The sequence below is a fragment of the Reyranella sp. GW821-FHT12G01 genome (genome assembly GCF_058806575.1).
Window position 1 is genome coordinate 604,183 of the sequence record NZ_JBXAPV010000002.1, and the last position, 19,467, is coordinate 623,649.

18 protein-coding genes and 1 tRNA gene are annotated in these 19,467 nt (G+C 66.6%); 4 read left to right on the forward strand and 15 right to left on the reverse strand.

Translation table 11 applies throughout. The features are described 5' to 3' along the window. Positions 1-963 (forward strand): hypothetical protein, encoded by a 963-nt coding sequence (locus AC1RP5_RS22290; protein WP_493114364.1) that lies wholly within the window; start codon positions 1-3, stop codon positions 961-963. Here AC1RP5_RS22290 and AC1RP5_RS22295 read toward each other — a convergent pair. The 13 genes from AC1RP5_RS22295 to gyrA all read right to left on the reverse strand — a co-directional run bounded on the left by AC1RP5_RS22295 (position 960) and on the right by gyrA (position 14,640). Further along, positions 960-2,258 carry a glycosyltransferase family 2 protein gene (locus tag AC1RP5_RS22295; RefSeq protein WP_493114365.1) on the reverse strand — a complete coding sequence of 433 codons (1,299 nt, stop codon included), beginning with the start codon at positions 2,256-2,258 and terminating at the stop codon, positions 960-962. The genes AC1RP5_RS22290 and AC1RP5_RS22295 overlap by 4 nt on opposite strands. 7 nt (positions 2,259-2,265) lie before the next feature. Continuing rightward, positions 2,266-3,510: a glycosyltransferase family 2 protein gene (locus AC1RP5_RS22300; RefSeq protein WP_493114367.1), complete on the reverse strand. Its 1,245-nt coding sequence runs from the start codon at positions 3,508-3,510 to the stop codon at positions 2,266-2,268. Positions 3,511-3,525: 15 nt separating this feature from the next. Beyond that, positions 3,526-4,242: an ABC transporter ATP-binding protein gene (locus AC1RP5_RS22305; protein ID WP_493114369.1), complete on the reverse strand. Its 717-nt coding sequence runs from the start codon at positions 4,240-4,242 to the stop codon at positions 3,526-3,528. A gap of 2 nt (positions 4,243-4,244) precedes the next feature. Further along, on the reverse strand, positions 4,245-5,522 hold the full coding sequence (locus AC1RP5_RS22310) for a hypothetical protein (RefSeq protein ID WP_493114371.1): 1,278 nt from the start codon (positions 5,520-5,522) through the stop codon (positions 4,245-4,247). Further along, entirely contained in the window at positions 5,522-6,481 is a 960-nt protein-coding gene (locus tag AC1RP5_RS22315) for an HlyD family secretion protein (protein WP_493114373.1), read from the reverse strand. Before AC1RP5_RS22315 ends, AC1RP5_RS22310 begins: the two co-directional genes overlap by 1 nt. A gap of 94 nt (positions 6,482-6,575) precedes the next feature. Beyond that, positions 6,576-7,646 carry a polysaccharide biosynthesis/export family protein gene (locus AC1RP5_RS22320; protein WP_493114375.1) on the reverse strand — a complete coding sequence of 357 codons (1,071 nt, stop codon included), beginning with the start codon at positions 7,644-7,646 and terminating at the stop codon, positions 6,576-6,578. A gap of 173 nt (positions 7,647-7,819) precedes the next feature. After that, positions 7,820-8,194, reverse strand: coding sequence for an STAS domain-containing protein (locus AC1RP5_RS22325; RefSeq protein ID WP_493114377.1), 375 nt, complete (start codon positions 8,192-8,194; stop codon positions 7,820-7,822). A 5-nt stretch (positions 8,195-8,199) separates the two neighbouring features. Beyond that, complete coding sequence (locus AC1RP5_RS22330; protein WP_493114378.1) at positions 8,200-9,327, reverse strand: glycosyltransferase; 1,128 nt, start codon at positions 9,325-9,327, stop codon at positions 8,200-8,202. A 6-nt stretch (positions 9,328-9,333) separates the two neighbouring features. Further along, entirely contained in the window at positions 9,334-10,140 is an 807-nt protein-coding gene (locus tag AC1RP5_RS22335; RefSeq protein WP_493114379.1) for an ABC transporter ATP-binding protein, read from the reverse strand. Next, on the reverse strand, positions 10,118-11,005 hold the full coding sequence (locus AC1RP5_RS22340; RefSeq protein ID WP_493114381.1) for an ABC transporter permease: 888 nt from the start codon (positions 11,003-11,005) through the stop codon (positions 10,118-10,120). Before AC1RP5_RS22340 ends, AC1RP5_RS22335 begins: the two co-directional genes overlap by 23 nt. A gap of 28 nt (positions 11,006-11,033) precedes the next feature. Continuing rightward, positions 11,034-11,108, reverse strand: a tRNA-Lys gene (locus tag AC1RP5_RS22345). An 87-nt stretch (positions 11,109-11,195) separates the two neighbouring features. Then, entirely contained in the window at positions 11,196-11,702 is a 507-nt protein-coding gene (coaD, locus tag AC1RP5_RS22350; protein WP_493114383.1) for a pantetheine-phosphate adenylyltransferase, read from the reverse strand. A gap of 55 nt (positions 11,703-11,757) precedes the next feature. Further along, entirely contained in the window at positions 11,758-14,640 is a 2,883-nt protein-coding gene (gene gyrA / locus AC1RP5_RS22355) for a DNA gyrase subunit A (protein WP_493114385.1), read from the reverse strand. A gap of 212 nt (positions 14,641-14,852) precedes the next feature. Here gyrA and AC1RP5_RS22360 point away from each other — a divergent pair, with 212 nt between their 5' ends. Together AC1RP5_RS22360 and AC1RP5_RS22365 are read left to right on the forward strand one after the other, a co-directional pair. Beyond that, the gene (locus AC1RP5_RS22360; protein WP_493114387.1) at positions 14,853-15,458 is read left to right on the forward strand and encodes an HAD family hydrolase; all 606 of its coding nucleotides are present in this window, start codon (positions 14,853-14,855) and stop codon (positions 15,456-15,458) included. After that, positions 15,455-15,886 (forward strand): thiol-disulfide oxidoreductase DCC family protein, encoded by a 432-nt coding sequence (locus tag AC1RP5_RS22365; protein WP_493114389.1) that lies wholly within the window; start codon positions 15,455-15,457, stop codon positions 15,884-15,886. The genes AC1RP5_RS22360 and AC1RP5_RS22365 overlap by 4 nt, the downstream gene beginning before the upstream one ends. Here AC1RP5_RS22365 and AC1RP5_RS22370 read toward each other — a convergent pair. Next, entirely contained in the window at positions 15,873-17,480 is a 1,608-nt protein-coding gene (locus tag AC1RP5_RS22370; protein WP_493114391.1) for a saccharopine dehydrogenase family protein, read from the reverse strand. The genes AC1RP5_RS22365 and AC1RP5_RS22370 overlap by 14 nt on opposite strands. A 3-nt stretch (positions 17,481-17,483) precedes the next feature. After that, on the reverse strand, positions 17,484-17,999 hold the full coding sequence (gene ssb, locus AC1RP5_RS22375) for a single-stranded DNA-binding protein (protein ID WP_493114393.1): 516 nt from the start codon (positions 17,997-17,999) through the stop codon (positions 17,484-17,486). A 180-nt stretch (positions 18,000-18,179) separates the two neighbouring features. Here ssb and AC1RP5_RS22380 point away from each other — a divergent pair, with 180 nt between their 5' ends. Further along, complete coding sequence (locus AC1RP5_RS22380) at positions 18,180-19,424, forward strand: MFS transporter (RefSeq protein ID WP_493114395.1); 1,245 nt, start codon at positions 18,180-18,182, stop codon at positions 19,422-19,424. Positions 19,425-19,467 lie beyond the last annotated feature (43 nt).

A 19,467-nucleotide genomic window follows, 5' to 3' on the forward strand; every position in this document is an offset into this window, starting at 1 on the left:
ATGCTGTTCGGCGCCCATCATGAATGGGGCAAGCTGCGCGAGGTCGTGATCGGGATCTCGCCCGCCGAGGATTTCGTGGTCTGCTACGAGGAATCGCAGCGCTGGCTGACGCCGGAGGGGCTCGAATTCAGCCGCCGCCACGCCGGGCAACGCCTGATCGACGTCGATCCAGAATGGGCGCACCGCATCGAACGCCAGGTCGAGGCGCTGGCCGAACTGGTGGCCCGCGAAGGCGTCACGGTTCATCGCCCACAGCGGCTCAAGGGCGACGAACGTACCTTCCTCGCCCCCAACGGCGAGGGCGCACAGCTCTTCCCGCGCGACGGCATGATCGTCGTCGACAAGCACGTGATCGACGCCTCGTTGCGCCTCAGGTGCCGCCAGCGCGAGCGCTATGGGCTGCGGCCGCTGATCCACAAGGCCATGGCGAACAAGGGCGCACACTGGTCGAGCGTCCCGCTCGGCTCGCCGGCCTGCGTCGACGGCCCCTTCCTCGAAGGCGGCGACACGCTGCTCAACGGCCGCGAGATCTATGTCGGCATCTCGGGCTGCGCCTCCGACCTCGCCGGCGCCGACTGGCTGCAGGCGCTGCTCGGCGACACCTATCGCGTGATCCCGGTCGCCCTGAAGTCGCACGTCCTCCATCTCGACTGCGCGATGGCGCTGATCCAGCCGGGCCTGCTGATCCACTGCCCGCAGAAGCTGATCGACGGCCTGCCGATGTCCTTGCGCGACTGGGACAAGATCGAGGTGTCGCCCGAGGAAGCTACGCTGCTCGCGACCAACGGCCTGGTGCTCGAGCCGGGAAGGGTCATCATCGATGCCGACAACCGGCGCGTGATCGAAGAGTTGCGCAAGCGCAAGGTCGACGTGATCCCGCTCCCCTTCGACGGCCCGATCCGGACCGGTGGCGGGCTGCGCTGCGCCCACCACCCGCTGCTTCGCGAGAGCGTACTGGCTTAGTTCCCGCGCTTGGGCGTGCGGTCGAACACGACCGGCTTGGGCTTGCTGAACATCTTCTTGAAGTGGACGCCGAACGAGCGGACGACGGTCGCGATCTGGCCGCCGACGAAGCGCATCAGCACCACGCCGAACTCCAGCGGCGGGATCTCGCCGCCACGGATGAAATTGTGCCCGGCGCGCAGGAAAGTGGTCGCGCAGATCAGCACCCACGCCACGGTGATCACCAGCAGGGTGAGCAGCAGCGGCACCAATGACGGCGCCAGCAGGCCCGCAAGGATGCCCGACACGACGCCGACCAGCAGTACCGGCTGGTTCAGCGCCATGCAGAGATGCAGCAGCGCCGCCAGCTTGGCCGAGGGGGTGATGTCGCGGCTCTTCAGGATCTCGGGGAACATCCGCATCGAGACGTGGCGGAAGCCGTCCTGCCAGCGCTGTTGCTGGCGCAGCCAGGTCTTGGTGTCGGCGGGCAGCTCGCCCGGCACGCCGACGCTGGTAAGGAACAGGGCACGCCAGCCCTTCACCCAGCCGCGATAGGTGAGGTCGAGATCCTCGGTGACGGTGTCGCCCTTCCAGCCGCCGCCGGCGTCGATCGCCGCGCGCTGCCAGATCCCGCAGGTGCCGTTGAAGGGCAGCGGATGGCCCGCCCAGCATCGCGTCGCCTGCTCGATGCCGAGATGGGCGTCGAGCGTCACCATCTGCATCTCGGTCAGCGCATTCTCATGCGGATTGAGGAAGTCGAACCGCGCCTGGACGAAGGCGGTCTTGGGCTCGGCGAAGAAGGGCCGCATGCAGACGCGCAGGAAGTCGACCGGCGGGATGTAGTCGACGTCGAAGATCGCGAAGAAATCGTACGGCGTCTTCTGCATCGCCTCGTGCAATGCCCCGCCCTTGTAGCCGCTGCGGTCGGTGCGCTGCAGGGCCACCACGTCGAAGCCCTTGGCGCGCAGCTCGGCCGCGACCTGGCGGACCATCTCGGCCGTCTCGTCGGTGCTGTCGTCGAGCAGCTGGATGTGCAGCTTGTCGCGCGGCCAGTCGAGCGCCGCCGCCGACTCTGCCCCGCGCTTCACGACCGCGCCCTCGTTGAACGACGGGATCTGCACGACGACATGCGGCAGGTCGGCATCGTCGGGCAGCGGCGTGGACAGCAACGCTTCCTCGCGACGCAGGCCCGCATCCTTCAGCCGATGATGCAGGACCACCATGTACAGCAGGCTGCCGATGAAGGCGGCCAGCAGCACGCAGCACACCATGAACACGGCGCCGAACAAGAGTGCGAGGGTCGCGAGAATGGCCATCGTTTCTTCAGGTGCCCGTCTTGGGCGTTCGGTTGAACTCGGTCTTCTTGCCGAAGCCCGCGCCCACGATCGCGGCGGCGTTGGCGACGGCAAGATATATGATCAGTGCGGGCACGCTCGCCGCCGTGACCAGGTAACGCGCCGTGCCGCCACGCTTCAGCTTGCGATAAGCGCCCCAGGTCATTCCGAACAGCACGGCCAGCATGCCCACGAGCCAAAGCCACAGGCCGAAGCGGAACAGGCCGAGCAGCCTTCCGTGGCCGACGATCGACACGACCAGCGCCACCGCACCGACCACCAGCAACGGAAAGATGAGCTGCTGGCCCAACGCCACGGTCGTCGTCAGCTTGGCCTCGGTCGGCCAAGCCGACTTCCAGATCGGCCCCAGCAGCTTGCGGGCGACCTGCACGAACCCCTTGGACCAGCGGCTCTGCTGGGCGCCAAAATCCTCGACCTTCTGCGGCAGCTCGCCGACCACGTGGGTGTCGACCAGGAACACGCCGGTCCAGCCCTTGAGGTAGGTTCGCAGCACCAGGTCGAGATCCTCCGACAGCGTGTCGTGCGACCAGCCCCCCGCCTCCTCGACGGCGGCGCGGCGCCAGATGCCGCCGGTGCCGTTGAACTGGAACGGCACGCCGCGGCGGGCGCGTACGTCCTGCTCGACGGCGAAATGCGCGTCCTGCATGAGGCGCTGGGCGCGGGTCAGCCAGTTGCGCTCGCCGTTGCCCCATTCGATGCGGGTCTGCACGAAGGCGGCGCGCGGATGGGCCAGCATCGCCGCCATCGCCTGCTTCAGCCAGCCCGGCGGCGGTACGAAATCGGCATCGAACACGGCGACATAGGGGGCATCGTCGAGCGCGAGTCCGGCCGCGAGGGCGCCGGCCTTGAAGCCGCCGCGGTCACTGCGGCGGACGTGATGCGCGTCGATGCCGGCCTTGCGCAGGCGTTCGATGGCGTGGGTCGCGATGTCCGTGGTGATGTCGTTGCTGTCGTCGAGGAGCTGGATGGTGAGCCGGTCGCGTGGCCAGTCGAGCGCGCCCATCGCCGCCATCGAGCGCTCGACCACCAGCGGCTCGTTGTAGACCGGGACCTGCACCAGCACGCGCGGCAGATCGGCGGGCAGCGCCAGCGCCGGCGTCTCGTCGCGCGGCAGCTCGAACAGCCAGTAGACCAGGTAAAGGAAATAGGCCGCGATCGCGACCTGGGCCGCGAGGCAGAGAACGACAAGCAGGTCGATCAGGAAGAGCAGCATCCGGGGCCGCCGCTCTCAGTGATAGTGGATGGGAACTTCGAAGCAGCGGCCGTCCTCGATATGGAGGCGGCGCGAGGCGACGTCGAAGATGCGCTCGTCATGTGTCGAGAGAACCACCGCGCACTTGGCGCGCATCGCAAGGTCCTTGAGCTGGTCGACCACCAGCCGTCCCGACACGCGGTCGAGCGCCGAGGTGGGCTCGTCGGCGATGATGAGGTCGGGCAGCCCGATCATGGTGCGGGCGATCGCGACACGCTGCTGCTGGCCGCCCGACAGCTCGTCGGGCCAGGCCGACGCCTTGTCGCCGAGGCCCAGCATGCTGAGCAGATGGCGGGCCCGCGGCTCGTCCCAGGCGGGATCGGCCAGCGGCGTCGTCGAGACGCCGGCGATCACGTTCTGCAGCGCCGTCAGCGAGGACAGGAGATTGCGCTTCTGGAACAGGAAGCGGATGCGGTTGCGCAATTCGTCGAGGTTGGAGCCGTTCAGGCCCACGATGTCGGTGCCGAGCAGGCGCAACTTGCCCTCGGACGGCTTGCGCATGGTCCCGAGGATGGTCAGCAGCGTGGTCTTGCCCGAACCGGACGGGCCGGTGACGATCACCAGCTCGCCCTCGCGGACCTGCATGTTGATGTCGAACAGCACGTCGATCCGCTGCGGCCCCTCGCCGTAATGGTGATGGACGTCGACCGCCTCGACGACCGCCGGGCCGAAACCTTGGGTATCGGTCGTCATGGTCACTCGAACAGCATGATGGGATCGACCCGCCACAGGCGGCGGATGGCGAACAGGCTGGAAACCACGGTCATGATCACGCAGGCGATCAGCGCCACGCCCATCTCGCGAAGGCCCATCGTCATGCCGAGATGCATGGCGGCTTCGGTGGCGCCGTAGACGGCACGCCCGAGCGTGAAGGCCACCAGGAAGGCCGGCGTGATGATGGCAGCGCCGATCTGGCCGATCATGAACAGGAAGAACCACCAGTCGTAGCCCAGGCTCTTCAGGATCGCGTATTCGGGCAGGTAGAAGCGGATGATCTGGTACTGGGCGTAATAGATGAAGACCATGCCGATCATCACGCCCATCACGAACCCCAGGTCGGTGATGTAACCGACCGGCGTCTCGCGCGACCAGTAGATGCGCTCGCGCTTCTCGAAGTCGCGCAGGGTCAGGACCTCGCCTCGCCCGGCCAGCGCGGTGTTGATCTCCTGGCGGACGGCATTGACGTCGGAGCCCTTGGCGAGCTGGATCGCGATGAAGGCCGGCCGGTCGGACCACCACGAGCCGAAGACCTCGGCCATCGTGTCTTCCGACATGATGATCGAGCCGTCGTTCAGCACGTTGGGACCGAGCGCGAAGGTGCCGACCACGAAGAGCTGCCGCAGCAGGCCGCGATTGTCGGGCGGCCCCAGGACCTGGAATTCCGGCTTGCCGGGCCCGACCTTGTCGGCGAGATCGCCGAAATAGGGCCGCGACTCGCGGTCGTAGAGCAGCCGGCGTGCCTCGCGCAGCCGGTAGAGGTTCTCGCGCAGGCCGGGCACGTCGATGGCCGGCCGCTCGACGTCGACGGCGTACCAGGCGATGCGGCGTCCACTGTCCATGCCGGAATGGGTGATCGACATCACGCCGAACCAGAACGGCAGCGTGTTGGTCACGGCCGGATTGGCCGCCACGACGTCGGTCAGGGCGGCCGGCACCTCGGCATGGAGCTGCAGCGACTTGAAGCCGTAGGGCACCAGCACGAGGTCGCCCACCACGGAGCGGTGCAGGCGGATCGCCGAATCGTAGACGGCGCGCTCGATGCCGAGCTGGGCGAAGATGACGAGGAGGCTCGCGGTCACGCCGGCCAGCGACAGCAGCGTGCTGGTCCGCTGGCGCTTGAGCTGCTGGGAACCCAGCGGCATGCGCGTCGCCGTGACCGCCGCCGCCCGCAGTCGGGCCAGCGAGAAGTTCGGCCGCCACTGGAACCATCGCCGCAGCCGCGACGGCGGATGGGCTGGCAGCGTGATGGCCATCAGAGGAAGGTGACGCGTGTCTCGCGGCCCAGGACCTGCGGCATGCTGGACGGGTCGTCGAGCTGGATCTCGACCTGGACCACGCGCGCGTCGGTGGAGGAGCCGCCGTCGGGCTCCATGCGCTGCATGCGCTTCACGGTCGGCGCGACGCGCGAGATCGTGCCCTGGTAGACGGTCGGGCTACCGCGGAAAGTCACCTCGACCTTGCCGCCGTTGGCGATGCGGCCGACATGCAACTCGTCGACGTCGGCCAGGACGCGAAGCTGCGACAGGTCGACGATCTTGGCGATGCCGTTGGGCGAGATGCGCTCGCCCTGCCGCGTGTAGATCTGGATCACGATGCCGTCGAGCGGCGAGCGGACCAGTGCCTGCTCGCGCGTGTTCCGGGCGTTGTCGAGCTTCGCCTTGATGATGGCGATGTCGGTGTCGATCTGCTGCAGGTCGGTGTCCAGGGTCTCCTTCTGGACACGCAACTTGGCCTGCTCGCGCTCGAGGCTCTGCTGGGAAATGCTCTGCTCGAGCTGCTTCTGATCCGGCGGCTTGCCGGAGCGCTGCATCTCGAGGTTCTTGAGCTTGACCTCTTCCGTCGCCGACTTGACCACCACTTCCTGCATGGCGATCTCGGCGGTGCGATAGCCGCTGACCATCGCCTCGCGGGCCTGCTTGGTCTTGGCCAGCTCGGCCTCGGAGGTCCGCACGGCGATATCGGCCTTCGGATAGTTGGACAGGACGGCGATGACCTCGTCCTTCTTCACCTTCTGACCGTCGGTCACCTTCAGCTCGAGCAGCACGCCGCCGCCCGCCGGGTCGCCAGCGATCAGGGCCGTACCCGAGGGCGCGTCCGTGTAGCCACGCGAAATCAGCGGCGCCACGGGACGGGGACCGTCCTGGGCACTGCTGGTCTGCCGGCTGGGCATCATCCACAGGGTCAAGGCCGCGATGACAATCAACGCGGCCAATCCCGTGGCGCCCCAAGTGAACTTTCTCGCCTGCGCCATAATAGATAGTACCAAAAAACGCTCGGGGACGCTGCCCCTAGTTGGAAGACGGTCTTCAGAAGGTCGTCGACGTGATCAAATTGCCTCGCAAGACACCCACAATCGAGAAGGTACGATACATTGATGTCAGGATCTTGTCGTACTCGTAGAGCGGGGCGTTGGTTATGTAGACAACGTCCTTCGGAAGAACTGGGAACTGCTGGGCTACAAAAATAGATACCGGCTGATAAAGATCCAGCCGGAAAACCCGCGCCCGCGCTGTGGGATTATTCTGCAAATCCCCCATTCTGAACACATAAACGCCCGTTTTGTTCGCCCGGGCGTCGTTCAAGCCGCCCACCATGCCCATGGCTTCGAGCAGGCTGACCGTGTGCTTGGGCATGTCCACGTTGCCCGCTTTGACGACGGCGCCGAGCACCGTGAACATGCGGGCATTGGGGCGGACCACGATCTCGTCGTTCTTCTGCAGGCCAATGTCCAAGCCAGCCAGCAGGTCGGAGTACTGGGTCTGCAGGATGATCTGGCCGTTGCGGCGCACGATCACCTCGAGCTGGTTGGCGCCAACACCGGTGCCGCCCTGCCCGCCCACGCCCGACGGTCCGCCGGCCTTGTTGATCGCCTCGATGACGGTCCGCACGCCTTCAAGCAGGGAAATCCGCCCGGGCTGCCGCACGTCGCCCGACACCATGACCGTATGCGTCCGGTCGGCAACGAATTCGACGATGACCTGGGGATCCTGGGCCTTGCCCGAGGACGCGACCTGCTGGGCGATCTTCTTCTCGATCTGGCTCAGGTCCAGCCCCGCGACCTTCACCGTTCCGACGAACGGCACGTTGATCGTTCCATCATCGGTGACGCGCTGGACGCCGAAATCCGCTCCGGGGCGCTGGATGGTCGGGAAAATGCTGCCCTCATAGGGCTCGAAGATGCGCACCTTGAGGGCATCGCCCGGCGCGACCGCGACCCGGGCCCCAGCCGACAGGTTGCTGACTGTCGAGGGCCGGTCGACGAGCGGGGGCTGGCGATAGTTGACGATGGTGGTCGGCGTGAGATCGATCACGTCGAACGGCAGGGCCTCGGTCGCCGTCGTCGCCGCACCGCCCATCCAGGGGCCGTCGCCGGGCATTGCCGTACAGGCCGCCAAGCCAGTAACGAGGCTGAGGACAATTGCGGTAGGGCGCGCGACGGCACGCAACCAGCTCCAAATTGTCAAATCCCGATCTCCGTCCGGAACTGTCGCCGCATTCGAAACCGCGCCATGTCCCAACTCATTGATAAGTCTCTCAGCCCAGACGTTAATTAACCTGCGGCGCCTCGCCGGTGCAAGCTTTCCGCATCAATATGTGGTGGCTCTTTCTCCAACCTGGCCGAGGCCTCGTCGGTAGTGGCGGCTATTTCGAGCAGCTCGGAGAAGCCGCTGACCAGCAGGCAGTCCCAGGCGGCCCCGGTGAACCGGCTGAAAACGATGCGCGCCTGCATCTCCGCCGCCTTGTGCAGAACCGACGCGAAGGTGCGAACGCCGGCGGCGCTCATGTAGTTGACCTGGCTGCCGTCGACGATGACGCGCGCGCCGGGCCGAAGCGCCGACACCAGCATGGCCTCGACCGCCGTCACCGTCACGGAATCCACCTTCTCCGGCAACATCACGGTGGAGATCGGCTGCTTGCTGCTCACGCTATTCATACGGACTCCCGACGGTCCCGCCACTGGCCACCCAGGTCGGTGCCGCGCCAATCGATCGATCGCCCCCACAATGCATTCACCATGAGGGCCGGCGCCAGTGCCTCGCGGACCAGCGCGGCGGCCGCCGCGCGCATCCCGAACGACAGGCCACGCCCCGTCATGAACCATTTCTCGGCCAGCAACCATGCGACCGTGTGAAGGGCCAGTGCGGCCACGACCTGCAACACGTTCGCTCCCGAACAGGCGAGGCCCGCCGCCCCCACCACCCCGGTAGCGGCCCAGCCGATCGCCGGTTCCCACAGAACCAGCGGCCAGACCGGCAGGCGCAGGCGCGTGCGCGCCCAGCGGACCTGCCGCCGCCACACGGTCCGCCAGTTCCGCGCGCCGAGCGGCAGGCGCGGCATGACTTCGCCCAGCCGCGTCGCCAGGCCAAGTTCGCGCACCGAGCGCGTGACCGAATAGTCGTCGGCGATCCAGCGGTTGAAGCCCCGCCAGTTGCCGATGCGTTGCAGCGTGTCGTGGCTCATGAGGGTAACGCCGCCCGACGCCACGGCGAGGCCGATCCGGTCGGCGGAGAACAGGAACCTCGCCTGGTGACCGTCGATGTAGGCGCGCTCGATCTCGGCCGCGAAGGTCTCCGGTGCTTCCGCCGCCTTGAGCGCCAGCACCAACCCTGCCCCGGTGGCGAGCGGTGCGGCGGCGCGCAGGAGCTCGTCGAGACCCAGTTGGATGCCGGCGTCGCACAACGCCACGACCGGGCGGCTGGCCGCCTCCAGCCCCTTGCGGACGTTGTTCATCTTCGGATTGAAGGTGTCGTCGGTGCCGACGAGGATCGGCGCGTCGGGCCACAGGGACCGGGTCGGCGCCACGGCGCCGTCATCGTCACGGGCCACGCAGATCAGCACCTCGGCGCCGGCCTCGGCCAGTCGCCGCAATACCTGAATATAATCGACGGTCGCATCCTCGGCGCCGGCCAGCGGCGCGACGATGCTGAAATCCTCAAGCCTGTGACTGACGGCTGGAGCCTGCCGGGGCGTTCGCGCCAGGGCCGCACTTCCCCATTGGATCGCCGTGCCGAGGGACCACCAGCCGAAGCCGATCCACGCCAGGGTCCCCGGCTCCATGCCGCATCACTCGCCCGCGGTCGCGGGGCGCTTGTTTCCGGAGGAGAAGCGCTGGACGTCGTCCTTCTCGACCAGCAGGGCGCGGTGATAGGAGCGGATCACGTCGTTGGGATCGCCCTCCTCGCGGATGCGGCCTTCCTCGATCCAGATCGCGCGGGTGCACAGGCGGCGCACCTCGGCCATCGAATGCGAGACGAACAGCAGCGTGCCGGTCTTGCGGAAGTTGTCGATCCAGTCGAGGCACTTGCGCTGGAAGGCGGCGTCGCCGACCGACAGAGCCTCGTCGACCACCAGGATCTCGGCCTCGACATGGGCGCAGATCGAGAAGGCAAGACGGGTCTTCATGCCCATCGAATAGTGCTTGACAGGCTGGTCCATGTATTCGCCGATGCCGGCGAATTCGGCGATCGAGTCGAACTTGCGCTGCACCTCGCCGCGCTTGAGGCCCAGCACTGCGCCGCCGATCAGGACGTTCTCGCGGCCCGACAACTCCATGTCGAAGGTCGAGCCGAGCGCCAAGACCGGCGCAATGCGGCCGTTGACCCTGAGTTCGCCGTGGCTCGGCAGGGTCATGCCGCAGATCACCTGCAGCAGGGTCGACTTGCCACAGCCGTTGCGGCCGAGGATGCCGATGCTCTCGCCCTTCTTCACTTCGAGGCTGATGTCGCGCAGCACCCAGAAGGGCTTGAAGTACGCCTTCCACCAGCCGAACAGGACCTGTTTCAGCCAGTCGTTGCGATGGGCGTAGAGCTGGAAGGCCTTGCCGAGGTTTTTCGCCTCGACGACGACCTCAGAGGACGTCGACGATGACATTGCGATACCTGTCGAAGAACCAGTAACCGACATAGAAGGTGACCACCGAGATCAGCAGGGTCCAACCGTAGACGAGCATGTTGGGCAGCCTGCCGAACAGGACGATGTCGCGCATGACTTCGACGAAGCCGGTCAGCGCGTTGGCATAGATCCAGAAGTTGAACGGCGGCGGCAGCGAGGCGTGCGAGTAGAAAACCGGCGTGGCGAACATGAACAGCGGCACGATGGTGATCATCAGGTAGCCGGCGTCGCGCGTGAACGCGCCCAGCGCCGCCAGGAACCACGACATGCCGATCAGGAATGCCATGAACGGGATGAAGATCAGCGGCAGCAGCAGCACCGTCCACGGCAGCGAACCGGTCATCGCCAGCTGGAACAGCAGCATCACCGCGCCCGAGATCAGCGTGTAGGCCGTGGCGCGCAGGGTCGAGATCACCGGCAGCATGTCGCTGGGGAAGATCGTCTGCTTGATGAAGTGGGTGTACTCGTGCAGCAGCATCGGCGCTCGGAACGCCATTTCCGAGAAGAAATTGAAGACGATGATGCCGCTGAAGATGAACAGCGAGTAGCTGACCTGCTTGCCGCCGGTGCCGTCGGTACCGTCCGACACCGGGAGCGACAGGGTGGTGGTGAAGGCGAAGGTGTAGACACCGATCGCGAGCAGGGGCGCGATGATCGCCCAGATCCAGCCGGCGATCGATCCCTTGAAACGCTCGCGCACCTCGCGGCGCAGGATGGCGGCAATCAGGTCCTGATGCTGCCACATCTGGGCGAACGGCTTCACGATGAAGCCGACGAAGCGCTCGATCGGACCGAGGTTCTCGACCACGATCTGCTTGCCGTTGACGACTTTCACCGACGGCATGAGCCGTTCTTCTCCTTCTTGGGTCCAGTGGTGAGCCCGGTGGGGTACGATCCCACGACCCTCTGATTAAAAGTCAGATGCTCTACCGCTGAGCTACGGGCTCTTTCCGGTTCCGCGCCGCGGGCCTGCCCGCCGCGCGGCGCTCGTATAAAGTGCGCAGGGCCGCCGGTCAACGCGACCGCCCCCCGCCTCACTTTTTCGCGAATTTGGCCTTCAGGCGCTCGAACACCCTTTTGGACACGAACTGCGACGTGTCCCCGCCCAGGCGTGCAATATCTTTCACCAGGGACGAGGCAATGAACTGGTGCCGATCCGATGCCATCAGGAAGATGGTCTCGATCGCAGGCTCCATGCGCGCATTCATGTTGGCCATCTGGATTTCGTACTCGAAGTCCGAAACCGCCCGCAGACCGCGGATGATGACCGAAGCGTTCACGTCGCGCGCAAAGTGGATCAGCAGCCCCTCGAAGGGCACCACCTCGATGCGCTCGCGGTCCGCCTGTGGAAAATCCGCGATGTCTTCCTTGATGATCTCGATCCGCTCCTCGAGCGAGAACAGCGGTCCCTTGCCCACGTTGATGTGCGGCCCGATCACCAGCTTGTCGACGAGCCGCAGCGAGCGGCGCACCACTTCCATGTGCCCGCTCGTGATGGGATCGAACGTGCCCGGATACACCCCGGTGCGTTCTACGGCCATGTCTCCCCCTTGTGCGCAGACTGCGACGGCGAAGTCTTAGCGACACGGTCGGTCCTTATCCACCGCTAGTTTCGGAACTTGGCTCGGAACTGGCTTCGATATTTGGTTCGGCGGTCGGCTCCGAACCGGCATCGCCGTTTCCGCCACCATTGCCGGCATCGTCCTCGCCGATGCGCACCGCGGTGACGACGCGTTCGCCCTCACTCACGTTGACGATGCGCACACCGCGCGTCGCCCGTCCCGCGATGCGGATTCCATCCACCGGGCAGCGGATCAGCGTACCGCCGTCCGTAACCAGCATGATCTCGTCGTTGTCCAGCACCGGTACAGCCGCGACGATCTCGCCGCCCTTGGCGAGGCTCATCAGTTCCACACCCTTGCCGCCGCGACCGGTCACCCGATACTCGTAGGCCGAGGTGCGCTTGCCGAAGCCCGACGAGGCCACGGTGAGCACGAACTCCTCCTTGGCCTTCAACTCGTTGAAACGCTCTTCCGAGAGCGCCGCGATCGGCGTTGCCGCCTCCTCGCCCGCGGGAGCCTCCTCGTCCACCGCCTCGACGACGGCCTCGCCGGCGTCCGCCGCGTTCTCGGCCGCATTTTCAGCCTGGCGCTCGGCGCGCGACTGACGGAGATAGGCGTCGCGCTCCTCGCTGGTGACGCCCTTGCCGGCGTCGACCAGCGACATCGAGATCACTTCGTCGCCTTCGGCCAGCGCAATGCCACGCACGCCGGTCGAATTACGGCTGGCGAACAGGCGCACCTTGTCGGTCGGGAAGCGCATGGCGCGGCCCTGGCGGGTCGCCAGCAGCACATCCTGGTCCTCGGTGCAGACACTGACACCGATCAGGCGGTCGCCGGCATCCTCGCCCTCGAACTTCATGGCGATCTTGCCGTTCTGGTTCACGGTCACGAAGTCGCCGAGCTCGTTGCGCCGCACGCCCCCGCGCGCGGTGGCGAACATCACGTTGAGCGTCGCCCAGCTCGCCTCGTCCTCCGGCATCGGCATGACCGTGCTGATCGTCTCGCCTTCGGAGAGCGGCAGCAGGTTCACGAACGCCTTGCCGCGCGCCTGCGGGGCGCCCAGCGGCAGCTTCCAGACCTTGAGCTTGTAGACGATGCCGCGGCTCGAGAAGAACAGCATCGGCGTGTGCGTGTTGGCCACGAACAGGCTCGAGACGAAATCGTCATCGCGGGTGGCCATGCCCGAGCGGCCCTTGCCGCCGCGACGCTGCGCACGATAGGCCGACACCGGCACGCGCTTGACGTAGCCGCCGTGCGTGACCGTGACCACCATGTCCTCGCGCTGGATCAGGTCCTCGATGTCCTGCTCGAACTCGTTGTCGAGGATCTCGGTCCGGCGCGGCGTTGCGAACTGCTCCTTGATCGCGAGCAACTCCGTGCGCATCAGCGCGAACAGCTTGCCACGGTCGCCCAGCAGCTCGAGATAGCCCTCGATCAAACGGGCGACCTCGGTCAGCTCCTCAGCGATCTTGTCGCGTTCCAATCCCGTGAGACGCTGCAGGCGGAGTTCGAGGATGGCGCGGGCCTGCGCTTCGGAAAGCCGGTACGTGCCCTCGGCCGAGATCTCTCGGCCGGGCTCGGCGATCAGAGCGATCAGGGGCGCCACGTCGGATGCCGGCCAGTCCTTGACCATCAAGGCCTCACGCGCCACGACCGGGTCGGGCGAGCGGCGGATCATCGCGATCACTTCGTCGATGTTGGCGACGGCGATCGCCAGACCGACCAACACGTGGGCGCGATCGCGCGCGTGGTTCAGCTCGAACTTGGTACGCCGGGTGATGACCTCGGCACGGAAGCGGATGAACGCCTCCAGCAGCTCCTTGAGGCTCATCAGCTTCGGGCGTCCGCCGTCGAGCGCCAGCGCATTGACGCCAAACGTCGTCTGCAGCGGCGTGTAGCGGTAGAGCTGGTTCAGCACGACGTCGGCCATGGCGTCGCGCTTCAGCTCGATCACCATGCGCACGCCGTCGCGATCGCTCTCGTCGCGGATCTCGGAGATGCCCTCGACCCGCTTGTCGCGCACGACTTCGGCGATGCGTTCGTGCAGGCGCGCCTTGTTTTCCTGGTAGGGAATCTCGGAGACGATGATCGACTCGCGGCCGCCACGTCCCTCTTCGATGCGCGTCTTGGCGCGCATGACGACAGAGCCGCGCCCGAGTTCGTAGGCCGCGCGGATGCCGTTGCGGCCGAGGATGGTCGCGCCGGTCGGGAAGTCCGGCCCCGGCACGTATTCCATGAGTTGCGGCACTGTCAGCTCGGGATTGTCGATCAGCGCGCAGCAGGCGTCGATCAGCTCGCCGAGATTGTGCGGCGGGATGTTGGTCGCCATGCCGACGGCAATGCCGCCCGCACCGTTGGCCAGCAGGTTGGGAAACGCAGCCGGCAGGACGGTCGGTTCCTGCGAGGTCTCGTCGTAGTTCGGCTGGAAGTCGACCGTGTCCTTGTCGATGTCGGCCAGAAGGGCCTCGGCGACACGAGCGAGACGCGCTTCGGTGTATCGCATCGCCGCCGGCGGATCGGCGTCCATCGAACCGAAATTGCCCTGCCCCGCGATCAGCGGCAGGCGCATCGAGAAATCCTGCGCCATGCGCACGAGTGCGTCGTAGATCGATTGGTCGCCGTGCGGGTGATACTTACCCATCACGTCGCCGACGATGCGCGCCGACTTACGGAACGGGTGAGTCGAGTCGTAACCGCTTTCCTTCATCGCGTGCAGGATGCGGCGTTGCACGGGCTTCAGGCCATCGCGCGCGTCGGGAAGAGCGCGCGCCACGATCACGCTCATGGCGTAATCGAGGTAGGAGCGGCGCATCTCCTCTTCGATGGTGATCGGGGCGATATCGTGCGGGGAAGACGGGGGCGGAGGCGCGTCGGAGGGTGGCGGCGGCGCCGGCGGCAGGGTCGTATCGTCGCTCACGGAAACCTGGAATTTTATCGTTCTTGCAGCCCTTCCGGAGGCTCCGGCGGGGGTATTTCGCAACCTAGCAAACAAGCCCCGGAAGACCAACTAAAATCGCCCGAGGAAGCCCCCTTTAATGCTTTGATTTTATTAGCTAAATTCCCCTCGAAATTGCCTCAGGAAAAGGCTGCGTTTTGCCCCCAAAAAGTACCCCATCCAGCCCCTCCATCGTGGTCTTCGACATGGGCGGCGTGCTGATCGACTACAATCCGCGGCACCTCTACCGGAAGCTGATCCCGCAGGAAGCCGAGATGGAGGATTTCCTGGCCAACGTGACCACCCGCGAATGGCACACCCGGCAGGACTATGACGGCGATCCGGCCACCGCGACGCGCGAGTTGCAGGCACGCCACCCCGGCAAGGAAGCCCTGATCGCGGCCTATTACGAGCGCTTCGATGAGATGCTCGACCATGCCTTCGCGCCGATGGCCGCGCTGGTCGAGCGCCTCGGCGCCGCCGGCGTGCCGCTCTATCTGCTGTCCAATGCTCCCGGCTTCCTCGACGCCTGGCTTCGCGGACCTGCACAGGCAACGCACCCTTTCATCGGATGTTTTCGCGACTATGTCGTGTCCGGGCATGTCGGCTGCTGGAAGCCGGATGCGGCGATTTTCGAGCTGACCTGCCGGACCGGCGGTTTCCGTCCGCAGGACGCGGTGTTCATCGACGACGTGATGGTCAACGTCGACGGCGCCCGCGCCATCGGCATGAGCGGCATCCACCATCGCTCGGCCGAGCAGACCATCGCCGAGCTGCGCGCGATGGGTTTCCCTGCGTGAAGATCCCGGCAGGCCTCAGCGACCTGCCGCAGCCGCTCTACTTCTTCGACGGCCAATGCGTGCTGTGCAGCCGCTTCGTGGCCTTCTGCCTGAAGCGCGATCCGACGGGACACCTGAAGTTCGCCAGCGCCCAATCGGCAGCCGGCGGACGGGTCCTGGCCGCACTCGACCTGCCCGGTGACACGCTCGACCGGACGATCCTCCTGCTGGAAAACGACGCGGTCTACACACGCTCGACCGCCGTGCTGCGGGCGCTGCGCCATTTGAAGGGGCCGGCACGCTGGCTCTATCCGCTGATCTTCGTGCCGAAGATCCTGCGCGATCCGGCCTACGACCTCGTGGCCCGCAACCGCATCCGCTGGTTCGGCCGCCTCGATGCCTGTCTCGTGCCCTCGCCGCAGACCCGGGATCGCTTCATCGACCTGTGAGGAAGCCGCGATAACGCACCAGCCGGCCAATCCCCGGCAGGCCGATCTCGACGTCGAAGCGAAAGCGCCCCTCCTCTTCGGTCTCGGTGGCCTTGATGTGCGGCCAGAAGAAACGCGGCAACGGAATGCCGGCGAAGCGCATGCCCGACATCACCAGTTCGAGCCGGCCGTCTTTCACCGGCACCCGCAGGTCGAAGGCAAACGGCCCGAACTGTTCGACGATCCAGCCCTCAGGCCGCCTGAGGCCGATATATTGCCGGGAGCGCATGGTGCGACCGCCGACCCGCCGGGTCCAGGTCTCGCGGCCACCGCGAGCGACGAAGTCGACCTCGATGGGCTGATCCTCGACTGCGGGCGGGAGCGCGAAGAGCCTGGCCAGCACACGCCCCGCGAGGTTCGTCGGCCCATCCACCGAACAGCGGCCACTCCAGTAAAGCTCCGTGCCATCGTGCAGCCGCCGGCCGGCGTCGGACATCTCCTGGTAGGCCGCGCCCAGCACGCGACGATAGAGCGAGGGCCGGAACGCAGCGCCATCGTCGCCCCAGCCCGCCGCGATACGCAGATGCGCCTGCCGCCATTCGCGCTCGATCTCGGCCAGTGACAGCAAGCCGAGGCACGGCATCGCGCCGCGTTGAGTGACCTCGCCGCGCGCGAGCTTGCGCACAAGCGCCGCCGCGGGCGTTGCCGGCACGAATGGGCCGTCCCCTCCCTCGGCGATCAGCGACCAGGAACGGGTGCCGCCGGCGCCTTCTAGATCGATCCGCAGGCCACCCCGGTCGCTGCCGAAAGCGCGGAACCGGTCGGCGACTGCGGCTAGCGTCCCCGCCGCCGGCTGCAGCGACTTCACGAGGCCGAGCCTGACCGGCAGGGCGAGCAGCCACAGACCGACATGCAGCACACCGAGTTCCAGCCCCGCTCCAGCGTAGGTATCGGCGACACCGAACCGCTCGCGAAACAGCGTCGGCTCGGGCAAGTCGCACGCCGCCACCCAGCGGCGTCCCAATCCCGGCACGGCGATACGGTTGAGATCGCCCCACACGCGGCGGCCCGGCTGGTCGGCGATCGGCTTGCCGGCGCCGGACAGGATCGCCTCCATCAGAGCACGGCCGCGCGGCGCGTCGTTGCCGGGCACGATGCCGAACGACACGCGGTCGATCGCGCCGACTTCCCGGAGCGCCTGTTCGAGAACCGCGCCGGTCAGCGCAGGCGCCGTGCTTGCGCCCGCGCAAACCAGCACGCCCGCCGCTTTCGCCGCCGCGTCGAGCCGGTCGATGCCGCAGACGAAAGCGCGGTCGTCGGCGAGGTCGAGATAATGGACGCCGTGACGGATGCAGGTTTCCGCGACCGCGTAGTCCTGGCCCTGGAACGGCCCCGCGACGTGGACGAGGACGTCGAACCGCCGCGACGCGAGCACGCGATCGAGATCGCGCCGCCAGTCGAGCACGAGGCCGACAATGCCGAGCTCGGCTGCCATCGCCTCGACCTTCGCGCCATCACGCGCGCCGGTCGTCAGCTCGATGAGAGGATCGTTCGCAAGAAGGCGGCATAACCTGCCGCCAAAGACGCCCGTCCCGCCAAGGACGAGCGCGCGCATGGCCTAGAACGGAATGTCGTCGTCGAGGTCGGCCTTGTTGCCACGCGGCGCCGGACGGCCACCGCCACTCGAACCACCGCCCCCGCCGCCGCTGGACATGCCGCCACCGCCGCCGTAGTCGTCGTCCATGCCGCCACCGCCCATGCCGCCGCCGCCCTCACCGCCGCTGCGGCCGTCGAGCATGGTGAGCGTGCCGCCGAAGCGAGGGACGACCACTTCGGTCGTGTAGCGTTCCTGGCCGGACTGGTCGGTCCACTTGCGGGTGGTGAGCTGGCCTTCGAGATAGACCTTGGCGCCCTTCTTCAGGAACTTCTGGGCCACTTCGGCCAGCTTGTCGTTGAAGATCACGACGCGGTGCCACTCGGTGCGCTCCTTGCGCTCGCCGCTGTTGCGGTCGCGCCAGGTTTCGGAAGTCGCCACCGACATGTTCACCAGCGAACGTCCGTCCTGCATGGACTTCACTTCGGGGTCGCGGCCGAGATTTCCGACGAGAATGACTTTGTTGACGCTGCCCGCCATGGGGGCCTCCTTGGCTTTCCCGGTGCCACGGGGATGCGGCACCTACCTCACGGCGGGCAACCTAGACCCGGCCGCCTGTGGGCAGCCACCAAATTACGGTTGTGACGTGAGCTTCGCTCATGCCGTCCCTCCGACAATTCATTGGTTGCGGCGGCAAACTCTCCCGTATCTTCCCCGGCTATGAGCAAACCTTTTCACGTTCCCCAGGTCTCGACCGGCCAAGCCTACGCCATGCTGGGCGGCGCGGCGCTGATGATGACCCTCGCCATGGGCATCCGGCAGAACCTCGGACTCTTCCAGGCGCCGGCCTCCAAGGAACTGGGCATCGCCATCTCCGACTTCGCGCTGGCGATCTCGGTCCAGCAGGTCGCCTGGGGCGTCAGCCAGCCGATCGCCGGCATCTTCGCCGACAAGTACGGCACGCGCTGGGTCGCCCTGATCGGCAGCGCTCTTTACATCCTGGGGATCTGGCTCACCGCCACCGCGCAGAGCGTCCTGCCCATCGTCATCGGTGCCGGCGTGCTGATCGGCGTGGCGCTGGCCTGCACGACCTCGGGCATCACCGCCAACATCGCCGCCCGCGTCGTCGAACCGGGCCGCCGGACACTCGCTTTCGGCATCGTCTCGGCTGCCGGCTCGGTCGGCACCATGCTGACGGCGCCGATCGCGGCCTACCTTCTAAATAGCGACGGCTGGCGCGCCGCCGTCTGGGCCTTCGTGATTCTGGCCCTCGCCATGCTGCCGGCCGCCTGGATCGGCAGCCGCGCCGACAAGCTGCCCAACACGCTGTCGACCGACCGCAACCTCACCCTCGCGGGCGCGCTCGACGAGGCGCGGCGCCACACCGGCTACGTCGTGATGGCGCTGGCCTTCTTCGTCTGCGGCCTGCAGCTCGTCTTCATCACCACCCACCTGCCGACCTATCTCGCCCAGTGCGGGATGGACCCGTCCTACAGCGCCGTGGCGCTGATGCTGATCGGCGGATTCAACATCCTGAGTTCGTGGTTGTTCGGTTGGCTGGGTGACAAATACCCCAAGCGCCTGCTGCTGGGCGCGATCTACCTGCTGCGTTCGCTTGCAGTGGCGCTGTTCTTCCTGTTTCCGCCGACGCCGCTCTCGGTCGTGCTGTTCGGCGCTGCCATGGGCACGCTCTGGCTGGGGGTCATTCCGCTGGTGAACGGGCTGGTGGTGCAGATCTTTGGCCTGCGTTTCCTGTCGACCCTGACGGGCATCGCCTTCCTCAGCCACCAGGCCGGGTCGTTCCTCGGCGCCTGGGGCGGCGGCTACCTGTTCGACATGATGGGGTCCTATGACCTCGCCTGGAAGATCGGCGTCCTGATCGGCCTGATCGCGGGCACCGCGCAGCTTCTCATGAACGACCGGCCGACGGCCCGGGTGCTGGCAGCGCAAGCATCTCCGGCATGACGCACAGGACTGGCGGATCTGGGGGTTAATCGCCATATGCGGT

Bases quoted from the DNA above. Each gene is read 5' to 3' on its own strand.
- AC1RP5_RS22300 (WP_493114367.1), bottom strand. From the start codon at position 3,510: ATGCTGCTCTTCCTGATCGACCTGCTTGTCGTTCTCTGCCTCGCGGCC.
- AC1RP5_RS22295 (WP_493114365.1), bottom strand. From the start codon at position 2,258: ATGGCCATTCTCGCGACCCTCGCACTCTTGTTCGGCGCCGTGTTCATG.
- ssb (WP_493114393.1), bottom strand. From the start codon at position 17,999: ATGGCGGGCAGCGTCAACAAAGTCATTCTCGTCGGAAATCTCGGCCGC.
- AC1RP5_RS22335 (WP_493114379.1), bottom strand. From the start codon at position 10,140: ATGTCATCGTCGACGTCCTCTGAGGTCGTCGTCGAGGCGAAAAACCTC.
- AC1RP5_RS22330 (WP_493114378.1), bottom strand. From the start codon at position 9,327: ATGGAGCCGGGGACCCTGGCGTGGATCGGCTTCGGCTGGTGGTCCCTC.
- AC1RP5_RS22290 (WP_493114364.1), top strand. From the start codon at position 1: ATGCTGTTCGGCGCCCATCATGAATGGGGCAAGCTGCGCGAGGTCGTG.
- AC1RP5_RS22380 (WP_493114395.1), top strand. From the start codon at position 18,180: ATGAGCAAACCTTTTCACGTTCCCCAGGTCTCGACCGGCCAAGCCTAC.
- AC1RP5_RS22370 (WP_493114391.1), bottom strand. From the start codon at position 17,480: ATGCGCGCGCTCGTCCTTGGCGGGACGGGCGTCTTTGGCGGCAGGTTA.
- AC1RP5_RS22310 (WP_493114371.1), bottom strand. From the start codon at position 5,522: ATGGCCATCACGCTGCCAGCCCATCCGCCGTCGCGGCTGCGGCGATGG.
- AC1RP5_RS22320 (WP_493114375.1), bottom strand. From the start codon at position 7,646: ATGCCCGGCGACGGCCCCTGGATGGGCGGTGCGGCGACGACGGCGACC.
- AC1RP5_RS22305 (WP_493114369.1), bottom strand. From the start codon at position 4,242: ATGACGACCGATACCCAAGGTTTCGGCCCGGCGGTCGTCGAGGCGGTC.
- coaD (WP_493114383.1), bottom strand. From the start codon at position 11,702: ATGGCCGTAGAACGCACCGGGGTGTATCCGGGCACGTTCGATCCCATC.
- AC1RP5_RS22340 (WP_493114381.1), bottom strand. From the start codon at position 11,005: ATGCCGTCGGTGAAAGTCGTCAACGGCAAGCAGATCGTGGTCGAGAAC.